The sequence below is a fragment of the Komagataeibacter sp. FXV3 genome, assembly GCF_015155755.1.
In the GTDB taxonomy this organism is placed as follows: Bacteria; Pseudomonadota; Alphaproteobacteria; order Acetobacterales; family Acetobacteraceae; genus Komagataeibacter.
The window spans coordinates 1-17,224 of sequence record NZ_VWPI01000019.1 but is presented as its reverse complement, the minus strand read 5'-3'; the positions used below and the strand labels follow the sequence as shown (position 1 = coordinate 17,224).

15 protein-coding genes and 1 pseudogene are annotated in these 17,224 nt (G+C 57.2%); 9 read left to right on the top strand and 7 right to left on the bottom strand.

The annotated features are described in order from the left end of the window. The first annotated feature begins 9 nt into the window (after positions 1-9). From F1542_RS02110 to F1542_RS02090, 5 genes are all read left to right on the top strand, one after another. Complete coding sequence (locus F1542_RS02110) at positions 10-1,611, top strand: amidohydrolase (RefSeq protein WP_193731573.1); 1,602 nt, start codon at positions 10-12, stop codon at positions 1,609-1,611. A 24-nt stretch (positions 1,612-1,635) separates the two neighbouring features. Further along, entirely contained in the window at positions 1,636-2,403 is a 768-nt protein-coding gene (locus F1542_RS02105; RefSeq protein WP_193731572.1) for a class II aldolase/adducin family protein, read from the top strand. 105 nt (positions 2,404-2,508) lie between these two features. Further along, positions 2,509-3,363, top strand: a complete 855-nt coding sequence (locus tag F1542_RS02100; protein ID WP_227672393.1) for a polysaccharide deacetylase — start codon at positions 2,509-2,511, stop codon at positions 3,361-3,363. 30 nt (positions 3,364-3,393) lie between these two features. Beyond that, entirely contained in the window at positions 3,394-4,191 is a 798-nt protein-coding gene (locus F1542_RS02095; RefSeq protein WP_193731571.1) for a transporter substrate-binding domain-containing protein, read from the top strand. 105 nt (positions 4,192-4,296) lie between these two features. Further along, a complete protein-coding gene (locus tag F1542_RS02090; RefSeq protein ID WP_193731570.1) occupies positions 4,297-5,565 on the top strand; it encodes a M20 family metallo-hydrolase in 1,269 nt (422 codons plus the stop codon). A 158-nt stretch (positions 5,566-5,723) separates the two neighbouring features. Here F1542_RS02090 and F1542_RS02085 read toward each other — a convergent pair whose 3' ends face one another. Together F1542_RS02085 and F1542_RS17030 are read right to left on the bottom strand one after the other, a co-directional pair. Continuing rightward, the gene (locus F1542_RS02085; protein ID WP_227672398.1) at positions 5,724-6,578 is read right to left on the bottom strand and encodes a phytanoyl-CoA dioxygenase family protein; all 855 of its coding nucleotides are present in this window, start codon (positions 6,576-6,578) and stop codon (positions 5,724-5,726) included. Continuing rightward, the gene (locus tag F1542_RS17030) at positions 6,523-7,194 is read right to left on the bottom strand and encodes a hypothetical protein (RefSeq protein WP_227672392.1); all 672 of its coding nucleotides are present in this window, start codon (positions 7,192-7,194) and stop codon (positions 6,523-6,525) included. The genes F1542_RS02085 and F1542_RS17030 overlap by 56 nt, the downstream gene beginning before the upstream one ends. Before the next feature lie 152 nt (positions 7,195-7,346). Between F1542_RS17030 and F1542_RS02075 the strand changes: the two genes are divergently transcribed. Both F1542_RS02075 and F1542_RS02070 read left to right on the top strand, forming a co-directional pair. Further along, positions 7,347-8,132, top strand: a complete 786-nt coding sequence (locus F1542_RS02075; protein ID WP_227672391.1) for a sulfite exporter TauE/SafE family protein — start codon at positions 7,347-7,349, stop codon at positions 8,130-8,132. Positions 8,133-8,224: 92 nt separating this feature from the next. Beyond that, positions 8,225-10,219 carry a M1 family metallopeptidase gene (locus tag F1542_RS02070; RefSeq protein WP_193731568.1) on the top strand — a complete coding sequence of 665 codons (1,995 nt, stop codon included), beginning with the start codon at positions 8,225-8,227 and terminating at the stop codon, positions 10,217-10,219. 381 nt (positions 10,220-10,600) lie between these two features. Here the strand turns inward: F1542_RS02070 and F1542_RS02065 are convergent, their stop codons facing one another. The 5 genes from F1542_RS02065 to F1542_RS02045 form a co-directional block, all read right to left on the bottom strand. Beyond that, positions 10,601-11,101: a MucR family transcriptional regulator gene (locus tag F1542_RS02065; RefSeq protein WP_193731567.1), complete on the bottom strand. Its 501-nt coding sequence runs from the start codon at positions 11,099-11,101 to the stop codon at positions 10,601-10,603. Between the two features lie 1,431 nt (positions 11,102-12,532). Next, positions 12,533-13,327: an ABC transporter ATP-binding protein gene (locus tag F1542_RS02060; protein ID WP_193731566.1), complete on the bottom strand. Its 795-nt coding sequence runs from the start codon at positions 13,325-13,327 to the stop codon at positions 12,533-12,535. Beyond that, positions 13,324-14,430: an iron ABC transporter permease gene (locus F1542_RS02055; protein ID WP_193731565.1), complete on the bottom strand. Its 1,107-nt coding sequence runs from the start codon at positions 14,428-14,430 to the stop codon at positions 13,324-13,326. The genes F1542_RS02060 and F1542_RS02055 overlap by 4 nt, the downstream gene beginning before the upstream one ends. After that, entirely contained in the window at positions 14,417-15,553 is a 1,137-nt protein-coding gene (locus tag F1542_RS02050) for an ABC transporter substrate-binding protein (RefSeq protein ID WP_193731564.1), read from the bottom strand. The genes F1542_RS02055 and F1542_RS02050 overlap by 14 nt, the downstream gene beginning before the upstream one ends. 39 nt (positions 15,554-15,592) lie before the next feature. Next, positions 15,593-16,135: an iron transporter gene (locus tag F1542_RS02045; protein WP_193731563.1), complete on the bottom strand. Its 543-nt coding sequence runs from the start codon at positions 16,133-16,135 to the stop codon at positions 15,593-15,595. A 166-nt stretch (positions 16,136-16,301) separates the two neighbouring features. Between F1542_RS02045 and F1542_RS02040 the strand changes: the two genes are divergently transcribed. Then, a complete protein-coding gene (locus tag F1542_RS02040) occupies positions 16,302-16,820 on the top strand; it encodes a hypothetical protein (protein ID WP_193731562.1) in 519 nt (172 codons plus the stop codon). A gap of 106 nt (positions 16,821-16,926) precedes the next feature. Next, positions 16,927-17,224 (top strand): annotated as a pseudogene (locus F1542_RS02035) (carbohydrate porin); the annotation flags it as partial.

Sequence of the window (17,224 nt, the reverse complement as noted above, 5' to 3'; positions counted from 1 at the left end):
AGCGGAATAATGTGGAACGATGAATTTTCCGACGCGCAGCGTACGGCGCTCGACTGGCTGATTGAACGGCAGGCCGCGTTTTCCAAGGATCACAAGACGATCTGGGATTTTCAGGAACCGTCATGGCGCGAATACCGCTCCAGTCGCTGGTATGTCGAACGTCTGCGCAGCGAAGGTTTCACTGTGGAGGAAGGCACGGCAGGGATGCCCACCGCCTTCCGTGCGGAATGGCGCAATGGGGACGGTCCCGTACTGGCAGGCTACGCGGAATATGACGCGGTACCCGGACAGTCGCAGGAAGCGGTTCCCTATCGGCAGCCGCGCAAGGGGACAAGCCGGCTGGCGGCGGGCCATACCGACCCGCATTCCGCACTGGGTATCGGCGCACTGGCCGGTTTCCTGGCGACAAAACGGGCCATGGAAGAACATTCCATTCCCGGCACGCTCGTCTTCTTTGGTGAACCGGCGGAAAAGATGTGCGGTTCAAAGCCGGTGCACGCCGCCCACGGCTATTATGCCGGACTGGATGCGGCCATCAGTTTTCATCCCCATTCCTTTCCCGCGCTGACGAATGGATGTTTCTGGGAGACAACAAGCGCACCTTACTGGAGTCGTATCTATACATTTGAATGTCCCGATCCCGAGACATGGCAGGCGAACATCTCTTCGGGTGAAATCACGCATATACATGCTATCGCACGCGCACCCGGCGCGATCGATGCGGTCTGCCTGATGTACACCAATTCCAAGATGATGAAGGAATCCATCCTGCCACATACCGGTAGCTGGACCATCAACGAATTCATCCCGATTGCCGGTCAGGCCACGGCGGACAATTTCGCCCCCGGAATCGGGCAGATCCAGTATTCCATGCGCGCGCCCTCGCTGGACATGTGCCATTCGGCCTTTGAAATCCTTGATCGTAATGCCGACAGCATCGCCGCGATGACGCATTGTACCGTCAAGAAGGAATGGATCACCAAGACCCGTCCCGGCCTACCCAACCATGTTATGGCCGAAACCACCTTTGCCAATTTCAAAAGACTTGGCGCACCACAATGGGGTGAGGACGCAGTGCGATTCGCCCAGGAAGTCCACAAGACCCTCGGCCTGCCCGAAACGGCGGAACCGCTGCTGCCCAACATGATGAAACTAACATCCCCGCAGGAAGCCGAAGCCGCCTTCCGTGAACAGCTGCCGCAATGGCAGAAGCATTACGCGGCGGATGATTACGTGGATTATACATGGCACGCGCCAACGGTCCGGCTGTATGTCGCCCGTCCCACCCTGCATCACCCCGAAGCCCCCGGTTACCGCTACCCTGCATGGGCGCGCCATGCCATGGCCGGTTACACTGCCTGCATCGACCCGATGTGGAGCCGGGCATCGCAGGTCATCACCACTACCCTGCTTGACCTGCTGACAAAACCCGCCGTCCTGGAAGCCGCACAGGCCGAATTCCGCGAACGCACCGGCGGTGGCGTGGGGGGAACGCGCTGGATCGCCCCACTGCTGCCCAGCGATTTCAAGGCGCCGGTCGATTATCATTGGCCCGAATACGTGGAAACGCCACGCGGCAGTGAATGGTCCATGGGCAATGTGCGCGACTGATGGACCACAAAGGAGTGCAGGCGCATGAACACGGCTGAAATACCTTCGGCGGCGCAGGATGTCGCGACCGAAACGCAGCACCTGCGGGAGGATCTGGCACTTGCCTACCGCCTGTTCGCACATCTGGACATGACAGATACGGTCTATACGCATCTGTCCGTCCGCCTGCCCGGGCCGGGGCACCGCTTTCTGGTCAATCCATACGGCTATCTGTTCGAGGAAATCACAGCCAGTTCCCTTGTCGAGGTGGATGCACAGGGCCTGCCTGCGCAGCCCACTGCCATGCCGGTCAACCCGGCAGGCTTTGTCATCCATTCGGCAGTGCATGGCAGGCGGCCCGATGCCGCCTGCGTCATGCACACCCATACCCTGGCCGGAATGGCGATCGCGGCGCAGCAGGGTGGACTGCTGCCCATCAACCAGATCAGCATGGAATTCTACAATGCGGTGGCGGTGCATGAATATGAAGGGATCGCGGAAGACCGCAACCTGAGCGAACGGGAGCGGCTTGTCCGCGACCTGGGGGATCACAAGGTCATGATCCTGAAAAATCATGGGTTGCTCAGTGTAGGGCGAACCATCGCGGAAGCATTTTACTACATGTATTACCTGGAACAGGCATGCCGTATCCAGCTTGCCGCGCAATCTGGCGGGCAGCCCCTTTCCATTCCGTCGCCCCAGATGCTTACGCATGTACGCAGCCAGTTTTCCACAGGCCCGGACAAGGGCGAGATGCTGTGGAACGCCCTGCGTCGCAAGATGCAGAAAGAACAGCCGGATTATATGACCTGAAAACCATCCCGTGGCTGAAGGCCGCTGCCGGAGAAAAACCTTATGTCGCTTCAGTTGATCAGTAACCCTCCCCCGTGGCCAGGCGGCGCGCGGTGCGCCGTGTGCATGTGCTTTGATTTTGATGCCGAGAGCCTGCTGCACCTGTTTTACGGCGCAGATGCGGGCCGCCATGTCAGCGCCGCGTCCGAATTGCGCTTTGGGGCCACGATTGCGGTCCCACGCATTGTCGATATCTGGAAACACTTCGGGATCCGGCAGACAATGTACGTGCCGGGCTGGTGTGTGGAAGAATATCCTCACGCCATATCCCTTCTGGTCGAAAACGGACATGAAATCGGCCATCATGGCTGGCTGCATGAACGCGTAAACCAGCATTCCCCGGATGATGAACGCCGTATCCTTGAAAAAGGCATACGCGCGATCGAGAAAGCGACCGGGCGCCAACCAGCGGGATACCGCAATCCGTCGGGTGCGTTTTCGGAATATACGCTTGACCTTCTTGTCGAACATGGCTTCCGGTACGATGCTTCCCTGTATGGCGACGACGTGCCTTACCTGCTGAAAGGCAATGCCGGTTCGCTGATCGAACTGCCTTCCACCCACGCATTGGATGACTGGCCACAATATGTGCATACCAAGGCCTTCAAAATGGCCCAGACAATCCGCGCCCCCGCGGAAGCCATGGCCGTGTTCCGCGCCGAATTCGATGCGGCCTGGCAATATGGCGGTCTGTGGTCTGCAATATGGCACCCGTTCGTATCAGGCCGGCTGTCGCGTGCGGCGGAAATTGTGAAACTGCTCGGATACATGCAGGAAAAAGGGGATGTCTGGTTTGCGCCGATGGAGGATATCGCAGCCCATATCGCTTCGTTGATCGCCAGCGGCACGTGGACACCGCATGAAGAGCAGATCCCCCGCTGGATCGGGGGCGTGCCCCCCCTTTCCGTTCCGACGCGTTAGAAAGTCCCGACCATGAACAGGACATGGATAATGACCATTATCCCGGCAGCCATGATCGCCTGTGTCCTGCTCAGCATTTTTTGTTTCCGGACTGCCCCGACGGCCGTGACGGTGGAAGCCCCCATTGTCGTGGCCATCAACACCGGCAACCCGCCAATGGAGTTCCGTGACCCGGAAACCACGCATCTGCAGGGATTTGATATTGATCTGGCCGGGGCGATTGGCCGGGTTTCGGCGCGACCGGTCAAATGGGTGGACAGTACTTTTGAACAGTTGATCCCGACCCTGATGTCAGGCCGGGCCAACATGATCATCAGCGGTTTTTACGATATTCCCGCCCGGCACGCGCTTTTTGATTTCATTCCCTACCTTACGACCGGATCGCAATTCTATACCTCCGCCGAACATGACGACATTCATACGCTGACCGATCTGTGCGGTAAGACCGTCACCACCATTCAGGGCACCAGTTTTGCCGAACAGGTCTCACGCTGGAGCGCCACAAACTGCGAAGCCACCGGGAAACCCGCCATAAAGGTCATGTGGGATTCCGATCTTGGCCAGCAGTTGAGCAACCTGCGCGAAGGGCGTTCAAGCGCCGCGCTGCATGGACAGGAAGTCGTCGCGTTCATTATCGGGTTGAGGGGCGGCGGTCATTTCCATCCCATTGCTCCCCCCATCAACCGAACGAATATCGTCGCGGCCTTCAGGAAAGGCGACGTAAAAAACGAAGCCCTGTTTTCGGAAGCCCTTGCCCGCCTGCGCCAGGATCATGAATTCATGACCCTGGCGGATAAATGGAACCTGTCGGGCAGTATAAATAAATAACAGAACAGACCAGAAATATATTACCGTTCCAGAATAATATGCTTCGCAACGGAAGCCACCGTTTGCAGCACAATGAAAACAATATAGTAAATAACAGGAAAATACATGGACCAGAAGACATTGAGGACGGGGACTAACCTTGCCGTTGATAGCCCATCGTTACTGGCGGATATTGCCGAAACCGCAAGGTTTGGCGGCACGGCGAAAGGCGGGATCTGCCGACTGGCCCTTACCCTACAGGACCGTCAGGTCCGCGACTGGTTAGGAACACAGGCGGCGGCACTGGGCGGCGTGCTGACGGTTGATTCCATGGGCAACCAGTTCATCCGCCTGCCCGGCTCCGATCCGTCACTGCCGCCGCTGGTTATGGGCAGTCATCTTGATACACAGCCGACAGGAGGGAAATATGATGGCATCTATGGTGTCCTGGCCGGTCTGTCGGTCCTGCGCGCGCTGCAGCGCAGTGGCTACCGGATGCGGCACCCTGTTGAACTGGTCAACTGGACGAATGAGGAAGGATCCCGTTTCGCACCCGCCATGTTTTCATCCGGTGTATTTGCCGGTGCCATTACTGAATTACAGGCTTATGAAATACGGGATGTGGACGGAATATCCTTTGGGCAGGCACTGGAAGAAATCGGTTACAGGGGCGACGAACCTTGCGGTCAGCATCCGGTCCGCGCCTATTTTGAACTGCATATCGAACAGGGACCGGTTCTGGAAAAGGAAGGCACGACCATTGGCGCGGTAACCGGCGTACAGGCCATGCGCTGGTTTGACCTGCGCCTGAACGGTCAGGAAGCCCATGCCGGCACGACACCGCGCGCCATGCGTCGGGATGCATTGCTGACCGCCGCGCATATCATGATAATGATTGATGAAATCGCGCAGTCTCATGGTGAGGATACACGCGCGACCGTAGGCATCATTCATGTGCAACCTGGCAGTACCAATGTGGTCCCCGGTGAAGTACAGATGTCGCTGGACCTGCGCCATCCCGATGATGATGTAATTGCCGCCGTGGAAGAGTGCATCCGCAAGGAAGCAGCCCGGCAGGCGGAACAGCAGGGCATTGCATTTTCAATGAAACGTATATGGAAATCCCCGGCTGTGCATTTTGATCCCGCCTGTGTTGAGCTGGTTCGCAGGGCAGCCAGTCAGACGGGACAGACCTGTCGGGATATCGTGTCGGGCGCGGGTCATGATGCCGCTTACATGGGACATATCTGCCCTACGGCCATGATCTTTATTCCCTGCCGTAATGGCCTGAGCCATAACGAAGCGGAACATGCGGAAGCGGGGGATATCGTGGCCGGGGCCAATGTGCTGCTGCATGCCGTCATGGCAGCCGATGCACATTTCGACCCTGTATAGATCAGAAGGCCACCCGCACAACCGTCACGCTCCCCCCCCTGTAGATCCGTAGCGGGGTGTGATGACACAATCACACCCTGCTACGGGACGATGGATGATGCGGTTGAGACTGTCCGATAATGCCCGGCAGGCGTAATCGGCACATCATCCCCACATATTCAGACCGTTTCAGGCAACGGACCGGGAACCGGCAGGATCTGTGGGAACGTGGGACATGCAAGGGCCTGACCGGGCGTAAGGTTATCGCCCTTGACCGGTGGGGCGATGTCGCTTTTGATTTCGACATAATGGGCGTCATCACCGGCCCAGCAGGTCGAAAGCACACGCCGTGACCGCCGGGGATCCTGATTGCCGGGGGCTGCGTGCAGCGTCTTGCAATTGAACACCAGACAGTCACCCGGTTCCATCGCCCAACGCAGGATGTCGTAATCTTCCGGCACTGCATCGATATCGGGCAGCGGCGGACGTCCATCCCGGTCCCCGCGGAATTTACTTGACGGATCGAAAGGCACGGCCTCGAACAACTGTCCCCAGCGGTGTGAGCCTTTTACGAATTCCAGTGACGTTTCCAGCGGCACCATATCAAGCGGCGTCCAGATCGTAAGCGCCTGCGTGCCCCCGACACACCAGTAGGACTGGTCCTGATGCCAGGGGGTACGCTTGGATGTACCCGCTTCCTTGATAAGCAGGAAATCATGATAGAACGTGACGGTACGGGACTGCATGAGACTGCCCGCCACGGCGGCAAGGGGCCCCGTGCGCATGAATTCCTCGAATACGGGTACACGCTGCCAGACCAGGACATCACCAAAAAACAGTCCGGCTTCACCGGGATTTTCAAAACGGAAATGGTTGGGCCCTGCCAACTGTATGGCCGTGGGCAAGGCATTTTTCAGTTTTGCAATCCATTCCGGGGATATCACCTGCCGCAGGCAGACGACGCCGTCCTGATCGAACTCATGCTGGATGGAAGTGTCTACATATTCGGACTGGATCACATCCGTCATCACCATCTCCAAGTATCGCGTGTCCTGCCGTGGACCCAGGCTTCTGCCATTTGTTTCGATAACAGAATATAACATCCGGATAATGGATTCGTGTTTGCGATATCCGCAAGTACACTTTCAGTTTCGTCAAACCGGTTCCCATGGTCATGCATGTCACCGTATGGACATGGTCGGTGACAGGCCCTTCATCCTCCTCATCGGGTTCCAGCGGTTCGACCAGAGTGTCCCTGTCCGGATCTATGGGTTCATCCTCATCATAATCGGGGAAATGTTTTTCCGGCTGGTCCAGTGGTTCCTTCTCATCGGGTTCACCATGATCGGGATCATCCACCGCTGGTGGCGTGATCGGGGGTGGACGCGCCGGAATGGAATTCCAGGGAGTAGCCATTACCTGTCTGCTGAACATGGCGCATTTTCCTGAATGGTTCCACATGCAACGGGCATGGTGCAGGCAGGTTGCGGCGGCACCGTGGACATTTTTCAGCAGGATTATCCGACCGGCCCCCGCAATTACCTCCTTCCTACCGCACAACAGGGATTTCGCGTATTTTTTCGGGTTATATGCAAAAATGTTGTCGCTGCATATCACCAAACCGGCTTGTGCTTCATGGGAATTACACATAAACAATTCCCACAACCCGGCATAAATCACTTAACTTTTTAGTATAATTTGGATGCAAAACGAGTCAGGAACGGATGGACACGTACCCCAGCCCAGCCGCCGGACCGGATACGCCCCAGGCCCACAACCATTGAACCATGAAGCCCCAGACCATGCATCTGACTGAATCGATCAACCTGCTTTATGTACTGTCTGGCCTTGGGGTCGGCTTCCTTGTCGGCATGACCGGCGTTGGCGGTGGGTCGCTCATGACCCCGCTGCTCATATTGCTGTTCAAGGTGCATCCACAGTCCGCCGTGGGCACGGACCTGCTGTATGCGGCCCTGACCAAGACGGTGGGCACGCTGGTACATGGTCGCAGCCAGTCGGTGGAATGGCGCGTGGTGGGACGGCTTGCGCTGGGCAGCATACCCGCCACCCTGCTTACGATTGCAGCCCTGCACTGGGCGGGCAGTCCCTCGGCACAGGTGACGCATGTGATTTCAGTGGCACTGGGCATAGCGCTGCTGATCACGGCCCCCAGCGTGCTGTTCCGCCATCGGCTGCAGATGCTGTCGCGACAGAAGGCCGGTAGCGTTTCCCCCGCCATGACCGGTCAGCTGACCACGCTGCTGGGCGCGGTGCTGGGGGTCATGGTCACGCTGTCTTCCGTCGGTGCGGGGGCCATCGGCATGGCGGCGCTGATCTTTCTGTATCCCACGCTGGAAATCCGCCGTCTGGTCGGCTCCGACATTGCCCATGCCGTGCCCCTTACGGCCATCGCGGGCATGGGACACTGGTGGATCGGGGATATTGATATCCCGCTGCTGACTTCGCTGCTGTGCGGGTCCATTCCGGGCATCATACTGGGCAGCCTGTGCATCGGGCTTGTTCCCGACCGGGTGCAGCGCACCATACTGGCCGCGATCCTTGTTACAGTTGGCCTGAAGGTTATCTGAGGGCCTGCGCCGCGCACGGTGCCCGTCCGCATCTTGCGCTTCGGGCGCCATCCATTACCCTACCGTAACCATGACAGGCGGGAGGCAGGGTAATGGCATACGGAAAGCTGGCGATCATCCTGACCTGTGCGGGCTGCTGTGCGGCGATCGGGGCGCAGGCAGCCCCGGCCCCAACCGCAATGGACATGCGACAGGTCTTTGCCCCCCTGTCCCTGCCTGACGCGCCCAACCGCTACAATTCCGGTTCGGGCTTGCCGGGGCCTGATTACTGGCAGAACCGGGCGGATTACATGATCCATGCCCGTATCGATACGTCCGCCCATGTCCTGTCGGGCGAGGAAACGCTGGCCTACACCAATAACAGCCCCGACAGCCTTGATACGCTGTGGCTGCAACTGGACCAGAACATCTATCAGCCTCATTCCCGGGCAGGTTTCGCCAATCCCGAACGTCATCCCCATACGACGGGCGGCATGGTGATCGATTCAGTCGCCATCATGCACCACGGGCGCGAAACCCCACTGTCGCCGCGCATATTCGATACCCGCATGCAGCTTGTCCTGCCGGATACGGCGTTGCCCCATGGGCAGAAGGTCCGGATCCGGATCCGCTGGCATTACACCGTTCCCGGCCCGTGGGGCGGCCGCACGGCGGTGACCCCCGCCCGGGATGGCGAAATGTACGAAATTGCGCAGTGGTATCCCCGCATGTGCGTTTATGACAGCCATCGGGGATGGGACACGCTGCCCTATCTGGGACAGGAATTCTATCTGGAATACGGCGATTTTGATTACAGCGTCACGGTGCCGTGGAACTTCACGGTGGTCGGTTCCGGCGCGCTGCTCAATCCGGGTGATGTGCTGACCAAAACCGAACGCGCCCGTCTGGCGCAGGCGGCCCGCAGCGACCGGACCGTCATGATCCGCACAGCGCATGACGTAACGGACCCCACAAGTCACGCGGCGCACATGGGGGAAAAGACATGGCATTTTTACATGGAAAATACGCGTGACGTCTCCTTTGCCGCCTCCCCTGCCTTTGTGTGGGATGCGGCACGCATTGACCTACCCCCCGCGCGTCCGGCACCGGGCAGGAAACCCGTGCCACGCCTGGCCATGTCGGTTTACCCGCGTGAAGGCAGCGGCCCGCAGGCATGGGACCGCTCCACCGAATACGTCAAACATGCCATTGAATACTTTTCCAACCAGTGGTTTCCCTATCCTTGGCCCAATGCCATCAATGTGGGCGGCCACGGGGCGGGCATGGAATATCCCGGCATTGTCTTTGACGGGTGGGAAGACCGGAACGATACGCTGTTCTGGATCACCACGCATGAACTGGGCCATGACTGGTTCCCCATGATCGTGGGCAGTAATGAACGACGCGATGCCTTTATGGATGAAGGGTTCAATACCTTTATCGACGCCTATGCTTCCCAACATTTCAACCATGGGGAATACGCGCCCAAGCATGACGCGGAATTCGCGCCCCTGACCGGCCGACCTGCCGATGACATCATTCCGGTGCTGAAAGACCCGAAGGCACCGCCCCTCATGACGCCAGCGGAACTGGTGCCGGAAGCATACCGGCACCCGGTCACGTATTTCAAAAGCGCGTACGGGCTTATGCTGCTGCGCGAACAGATACTGGGGCCTGAGCGGTTCGATACCGCCTTCCGCCGTTATATCCGGGCATGGGCATACCATCACCCGACCCCGTCGGATTTCTTCCGGCTGATGGAAAGTGAAGCCGGGGAAGATCTGGGCTGGTTCTGGCGTGGCTGGTATTTTGAAAACGACTGGCCGGATTACGGCATATCCGATTTGTCCCATATCAATAACGATGCCCGTCAGGGTACACAGGTCCGTATACGCACAAAGGGCAGGCTCATGCTGCCCGTCACGTTACGGCTGGAATATGTCGACGGCACGCATGTCGATCAGGTCATCCCGACGGAAAGCTGGCATCTGACCAATACCATGACTGCAACCTTCCCCGGCGGTCCGACAGTCGACAGGGCCATTCTTGATCCTGACCACACCCTGCCCGATCCGGACCGCAGCGATAACATACGCCGCCTGAAATAAGGTGGCGTGCAACCGGGCGGTCACCACGATACAGCACCCTGCTGCCGGAATACTTCTTTCCCGACTGGCTTATTGCACCGGGCACAAACAAGGCACCGCCAGGCAGTGGGGTGGATAGTGTATCATATCGTTGCGATATACTGTACAGGCAATATCATGCTCCTGCCCCGCATGAAGGTATTCACCCAAAGGACTACGCTTTACACGGGGAATGACTGGCCCTAGCCCCACGGACAAGAGAACAGCCGCATGCATTCATAACGTTCGGGAACGCAATAATTCATCTGTCATTACAAATGGCAAAATATCTTTTCATTCCCTGAAAATACAAATACCCAGCCTGTTCCCAGGCTGGGTATTTGCGATCATGCGGCGTATCCATTACGCCTGTGCATCGGCGCCCTTCTTGCGACGCGCACGGGTCTTGCGTGCGGGCTTTGCCGGGGCTTCCGCCGCGACTTCGGGTTCCGGCTCAACCACAACCTTGCGACCCAGGCCGATCTTCTGTGCAAGGGACGAGCGATGCGCGGCATAATTGGGCGCGGTCATCGGATAATTGGCGGGCAGACCCCATTTTTCACGATACTGCTCCGGGGTCATGCCATAGGCCGTCTGAAGGTGACGCTTGAGCATCTTCAGCTTCTTGCCGTCTTCCAGGCAGATCACGTAATCAGGAAATACTGATTTCTTGATCGGCACGGCAGGCTGCAGCGGGGCGGGTTCAACCACCTTTTCGGCACCAAGCCCCTTCAGCGCAGTATAAACCGTTTCGATCAGGGTGGGGATCTGCTCAATGCCAACGGTATTATGATTGGTATGTGCGGCCACGATCTCTGTCGTCATGGATACCAGTTCGGTATGCGGGAGATCTTTATTGTCCAATGTCTGTATCTTTCCTCTGTAGATTGCCGTCCGGGCACCTGTCTGCCCTATCAGTAATAATCATGCGTCTATTATGCAACCACAACAAAGCCTTTTGCTGCATATTTTTTATATCATCCCCATTACAGGCACATACGCAGCAATGCCTGCACGGGTTGCATATCAGTGCGCCTTTCTGTATTCGGACAAGCATGATTGCGCAATAATAAATCCATTCATTATCGCATCCATGGAACATATGCAATTTTTTGTTTGGGGAGTTGAAAAAACAGCATCTCACATCTCTGATTTACTGATTTTTGTTAATGAATTTTCAATGTTTTATAAACACATCATATAGAATATATGTCCTGCTCATCAATCGCATTAGATGCAAAATACAAACAAAATTCATGAGTAAAAGTAAATAACCTATATCATTTTAATTATATAAAGTCATGTAATTGTTATTTTTATGTAAATATATGTTATATCATCCTATTATATAAAATAATATCTGAAATAAATCATAATGCAACCAGAAATTTTTTAATAATTACATATCATATCAAATATATATTCATATTCTGACCTGACGCATGCCATGCATGTCGGTAGCATGATCCCCATCCATATGTCATGAATCTTACCGACCGTAATCCGCACATACCTGCGCTACAATACATGCTGTTATTCCGTTATTGCAAAACCAGACCGTAATCTGCCATCATTACATTCATTTCACAAATACACGCCATGGTTGTGCCTATGTCATCATGCATATCTGTTCACCATGTTCAGGTCTGGTTGATATGCTGACCAATCCCGGCAAGAGGTAACATACTGTATCATAATGCCTGCATGATAATCCATGAATAGACGCAGAAAGCAGGATGATGTCACCAATCCCGCTGTTTCCATTCCTGTTCCATGGACAATATGACTATCAGCCCTGATCCTGTTCACCGCTGGTTCAATTTTTAACGATCGCAATGGGAATGACAGCCATGAACGAGGTACACAGCCCTTCATATCGCATTGCGACAGTCCCTGATTACATCCCGTCGGTTTTATGGACATGGCTGGGCGAACCCCACGTTTCTAATATACTCGCGGAAAATATCTGAAAACATCTGTCAGCCATTCCCTACAGGTGGCACAGCCTTCCCTGATATCACACGCAGCATGCAACGCTGGGCTGCGCGCTACCATGGACCCGGTTCGGCCGGAATGCACCGTCAACCCTGCAGCAATATTTTGCCGCAGGGACGAGCAGGGCCTGAATATTACGTATGGATTGGGCGAGATCCATTATTCTTGTGATATCGTGCAAATTATAATGAATCTTTTGGTAAATTTTTTCAAAAAAGCTTCAAAAAATGCCGCCTTTTCGAAAAAAGGCAGCACCCAAAACTTTTACTTTTTTATCAATAGACTGTTTTCAACCAGCGATCAGTGACTTACAGGCGCCAACCCATCCACCATGATATGCGGCAATCCCCGACTACAGGTTTCCACACGGGCAACAATGTCATAGGTCTGACGCAATGTGTCAGACGTAATGACATCGCACGGGGGGCCGGCCGCGATAATTTTACCCTCGCGCAGGATCACATCATAATCCGTCATGCGCACGGCAATATTCAGGTCATGCAGTACCATGACCGTCACGATGTTGCGCCGTTCCGTCTCACGCCGCAGCACCTCCATGACAGCAAACTGATGATGCAGGTCGAGCGCACTAAGCGGCTCATCAAGTAGCAGGGCATCGGGATGCCGCCCCAGTGCCTGCGCCAGCCCCACAAGCTGACGCTGCCCACCCGACAGTTCATCCATATACCGCATGGCCAGATCCGCTATGCCGAATATGTCCAGCATACGCAGCGCCGCATCGATTTCATCCCCACCCATGCCCCCGGGCATGACACCCGTGGCATTCTGGGCAGCCAGTAGCGATTCCAGCACCTGCAGATGTACCGTCGCCGGCAGGGTCTGGGGCAGGTACAGGCAACGCCGCGTCCGCTGCGCCAGCGACATGCGCGAAAGTTCATCCGGGCCGAGCATGACCCGGCCCGCCGCTTCCCCCAACCCCGCCATGGCGCGCAGCAGGGTGGACTTGCCACTGCCATTGGGACCGAGCAGTGCAGATACCTTTCCCGCTGGAAACGGGCCGGCCGTCAGGTCGTCCAGAACGGTGCGCCGACCATATCTGACGGTTACGTGTTCCGCGAACAGGCCATCCATCATGAAAGCCCCTGCCTGCGCAGGACAATGGCAAGGAAGAACGGAATGCCCACCAGCGCCGTCACGATACCGGTCGGGATCACCACACCGGGCATGATGTTGCGCGCCGCAACGGACGAAAGCGACATGACCAGCGCACCGACAAACATGCTGCCGGGCAGGTAGAAACGATGGTCCTCCCCCAGCAGGCGGCGGGCGATATGGGGGGCGACCAGCCCGACAAATCCAATCGTCCCCACAAAGGACACCGCCAGCGCCGACAGGATGCTGACCCGCAGCAACGCGCCCCGCCGCACGCGTGGCACATCCACCCCAAGGCTGGCGGCGCGTTCTTCCCCCATGCGCAACACGGTCAGTTTCCATGCAGCGCGAAAGGAAAGCGGCGCCACCACCACGCAGGCCACCGCCAGCAACCCCAGCTTGGGCCATGTCGCCCGCGTCAGGCTGCCCATGGTCCAGAACACCAGATCCTGCAGCGCGTCCTCATTGGCGACAAACTGCAACAGGGAAACCAGTGCATGGAACGCGAATACCAGGGCAATGCCAAACAGCACAACCGTGCCCGTTCCCGCATTGCGCCTGCGCGACACCATATCCAGCAGCAGGACGGACCCGATGGCAAACACAAAGGCATCGGCCGACACCACCCACGCATCCGGCACGCCGGGCAACCGCCATTGCAGGATAATCGCCAGCGAGGCCCCGAACGCCGCAGCAGCCGAAACCCCCAGCGTAAACGGACTGGCCAGCGGATTGGCCAGCACGGTCTGCATTTCCGCCCCGGCCAGCCCAAGTGCCGCCCCCACGCATACGGCCATGAGCGCATAAGGCAGGCGGATCTGCCAGACAATGACACTCTGCCCGGCAGATACATCATGCGGATGCAGCAACGTATGGATCAGCGCCCCCACCGACAGGCCGGACGGCCCCAGGCAGAAATCAAGTACGACAGACGCGACGATACACACGGCAATGACCACCAGAATCCCCAACCGCCGTCGCAGCAGCATGCGATAGGAGCCGCGCACCTGCCGGGCATACCCCGACAGGTCGGAAGAAGACGGGACGGCAGGTGCGCTTACCGGTACATCATCAGGGACGCGCATTGACCCAGAATGTCCCTTCCTGCCTGACGGGGAGAAAGCGGTCATACAGTTCCTTCTGCGTCGCATCGGGATCAAGGTCGGCAAACAGGTCCGGGTGGAACCATTTTGCCATCACCTCGACCGCAAGGATGTTGTAAGGCGAATCATAGAAGGAATGCCAGATGCCGTAGTCATGTCCGGTAGTGACCGCACGCAGGCTGGAAATGCCCGGACGCTCCGTTACACGCTGCAGGGATGCACGTGCAACGTCCGGCGTCACCTCCGCCCCCATGCGCAGGCCCGGCCCGCTGGCCTTCGGTCCCTTGGTCCCGTCTGCTATATATATGTCCGGATCAGCGGAAATGACCTTTTCCAGGTCAATGTCCCCGATATATCCCGGCAGCAGGGGCGCTGCGATATTCTGGCCACCAGCCGCCGTAATGAACGCGCCCATGTTGCCCTTGCCCGCCGTATGGCAGCAGCTTTCGCGCATGGCGGCCAGCATTTCGATAAAGACCCGGGGCCGCTGCGCTTCAGGCAAGGACGCCACCCGGTCGGTCACGTATTTCAGGTGCGACTGGTAAAAGGACAGGTAATCCGCTGCTTCGGTCTCCCGATGCAGCACGCGGCCCAGTATCTGCATGGACGCAACCGTGTCATGCAGCGGGTCAGCACGAAAATCGACAAAGACGACCGGCACATGGGCGCTTTCCAGTTGCGTGACCAGTTCGCTCGCCGCCCCCGGCCCATGGCCGGATACCGTCAGGATCGCAAGATCGGGATGCAGGTCCAGCACGCGTTCGGGACTGACCGTATCCGCCGTGGTCTTGCCAATCAGCGCCACCCTGGCCGCCTGCGGGAAGGTTGCGACATACTGATCGTAGCTCTGGGTATCCGCACCACGGAATTCCCCCTGCCACCCTACGATCCGGTCAAACAGGTGCTGCTTTTCCAATGGGGCAAGGGCATAGACCAGACGCCCTTCCCCCAGGATGATGCGATGGACACTGGCCGGAATGTCCACCTTGCGGCCGGCCAGGTCGGTCACGGTTTCAGCCCGCGCCGCAGGCAGCCCTGCCGACAGGCCCATGGCCACCACTGTACCGCATGCCAGCGCACGCCAGTGATCCAGTATCCGTCCCATCACCCTGCTCCAACCTGTGTACTCATACCCCTGGAAAAATCATTTCTGGGGATAGGCAAAATTGAACTTCTCGGTAAACGGTTTCCAGAATCCTGGCGTGCCGGTTTCCTTGTCCACGTGATGCAGGAAGCCGCTCTGTTCGGGTGAGGAATAGGTCAGCACGACCGTATAGCGGCCCGGGCCGTCCATCTGCACGTTATCGGCATAATGCGGGCCATCCTTGGCGGTCATGAAGTGCATCGTGCCTTCAGCCTTCCACGGCGTGCCGTCCTTGGTCAGTGAATAACCGATCGTAAGATACGGCACCCATGCCCCGTCGGGATAACCCCACACGTTATCGGCAGTGGCGTGGACGTCGGTTTCGAGGTGGATGGTGTCGGGCTTGGTATTGTCGGTCATGCCGGCGGGCATGGGATCCACCATGATACCCGTCAGGTAGCTGGAAGCGATTTCCATGTCATGCGCCTGAACGGGGCCGCCGATGGGATATTCACGTGCCTGCGCCGCCGTAACGCCCACAGGCAGGGCCGTGATAGCCAGCGCCAGTATAGAACACTTTTTCTTCATGATGACTGTTTCCATATATCTGAACATCAGGTCATGGTCTCTGTTTTATTTTTAACTTTCAGTAATCCCATGCCTGGATTGCAGATTCCCTTCCGGCTGATTTCACAAATCTGATAATGATAATTGTTATCACTGTCAACGGATGGTATGTGCTGTGCGATACATACGGAGACCCCCTGCCATGATCAGCCATCCCCTCGCGTTTATGCGACTGCCCTATGCGGTCCTGGTCGCAATGGACAGCCGGATGCTGCACTTCTGGCTGCAACCGGTCCATTACCTGATCCGCATCGTGCACATTGTCAGCATGGCCATGTTTTTCGGGATGGACATGCTGTTTGACCTCGGCATCCTCAATCCCCGCATGGCGCCCCGCCTGGCGCCCACGGCGCAGTTGATGGTACGCCCGCTACACATTGCCTTCGCCATCGCCATGGTTACGGGTGTCGTGCTGTTCTTCTACGACCCGGTACACATCGGCAGCCGGGCGTATCTGACACCCAAGCTGCTGCTGATCACGCTGGCCATGCTGAATGCCATGTGGTGCCACCGTTCGGTTTACCTGTCGGTACTTAGGGGAAATCCGGTCATTTCATTACGTGGACGGGTCGGGGCAAGTATTTCACTGTCCCTGTGGACCGGTGTGATGATCATGTCGTGTCTGAATAGCGAAGGTGTACCAAAAGTTTTCTTGCGCTGATATCTGCATTGCAAAATACGCATGATGCTTGCGATTGACGGTTTTGCGTCAAAATGTAATTGAGAGTTATTCTTATTGATACTGATTCTCAATTGCGGCGGATATCATGACCCTTCCCCATTCACGGCATCTATCAGGGAGATCGAACCTTTTCGTTCCCGCCCTTTCCTTCAGCACCGTCCGGCGACGTCTGCTTACGGGGTCATGTATCGTATGTTTCGCGCTGGCCCTGCCCGCGACAGGCTTTGCACAGGTCCAGACACAGATCGAGGAAGACCGCGCCCGCCTGGGCAATTCCACCCCGTTGATCCAGCAGATCGACCCGGCCACGGTGCGGGATTCCGAACGCGCGCAGGCCGATACGGAAGAACAGGCCGCGGTCGCCGCGGGCGGCGAGGACAGGC

Coding starts and splice junctions, on each gene's coding strand:
- F1542_RS02070 (WP_193731568.1), top strand. CDS start 8,225: ATGGCATACGGAAAGCTGGCGATCATCCTGACCTGTGCGGGCTGCTGT.
- F1542_RS02095 (WP_193731571.1), top strand. CDS start 3,394: ATGACCATTATCCCGGCAGCCATGATCGCCTGTGTCCTGCTCAGCATT.
- F1542_RS17030 (WP_227672392.1), bottom strand. CDS start 7,194: ATGTGTAATTCCCATGAAGCACAAGCCGGTTTGGTGATATGCAGCGAC.
- F1542_RS02055 (WP_193731565.1), bottom strand. CDS start 14,430: ATGCGCGTCCCTGATGATGTACCGGTAAGCGCACCTGCCGTCCCGTCT.
- F1542_RS02100 (WP_227672393.1), top strand. CDS start 2,509: ATGTGCTTTGATTTTGATGCCGAGAGCCTGCTGCACCTGTTTTACGGC.
- F1542_RS02060 (WP_193731566.1), bottom strand. CDS start 13,327: ATGATGGATGGCCTGTTCGCGGAACACGTAACCGTCAGATATGGTCGG.
- F1542_RS02090 (WP_193731570.1), top strand. CDS start 4,297: ATGGACCAGAAGACATTGAGGACGGGGACTAACCTTGCCGTTGATAGC.
- F1542_RS02050 (WP_193731564.1), bottom strand. CDS start 15,553: ATGGGACGGATACTGGATCACTGGCGTGCGCTGGCATGCGGTACAGTG.
- F1542_RS02110 (WP_193731573.1), top strand. CDS start 10: ATGTGGAACGATGAATTTTCCGACGCGCAGCGTACGGCGCTCGACTGG.
- F1542_RS02045 (WP_193731563.1), bottom strand. CDS start 16,135: ATGGAAACAGTCATCATGAAGAAAAAGTGTTCTATACTGGCGCTGGCT.
- F1542_RS02105 (WP_193731572.1), top strand. CDS start 1,636: ATGAACACGGCTGAAATACCTTCGGCGGCGCAGGATGTCGCGACCGAA.
- F1542_RS02040 (WP_193731562.1), top strand. CDS start 16,302: ATGATCAGCCATCCCCTCGCGTTTATGCGACTGCCCTATGCGGTCCTG.
- F1542_RS02085 (WP_227672398.1), bottom strand. CDS start 6,578: ATGGTGATGACGGATGTGATCCAGTCCGAATATGTAGACACTTCCATC.
- F1542_RS02075 (WP_227672391.1), top strand. CDS start 7,347: ATGCATCTGACTGAATCGATCAACCTGCTTTATGTACTGTCTGGCCTT.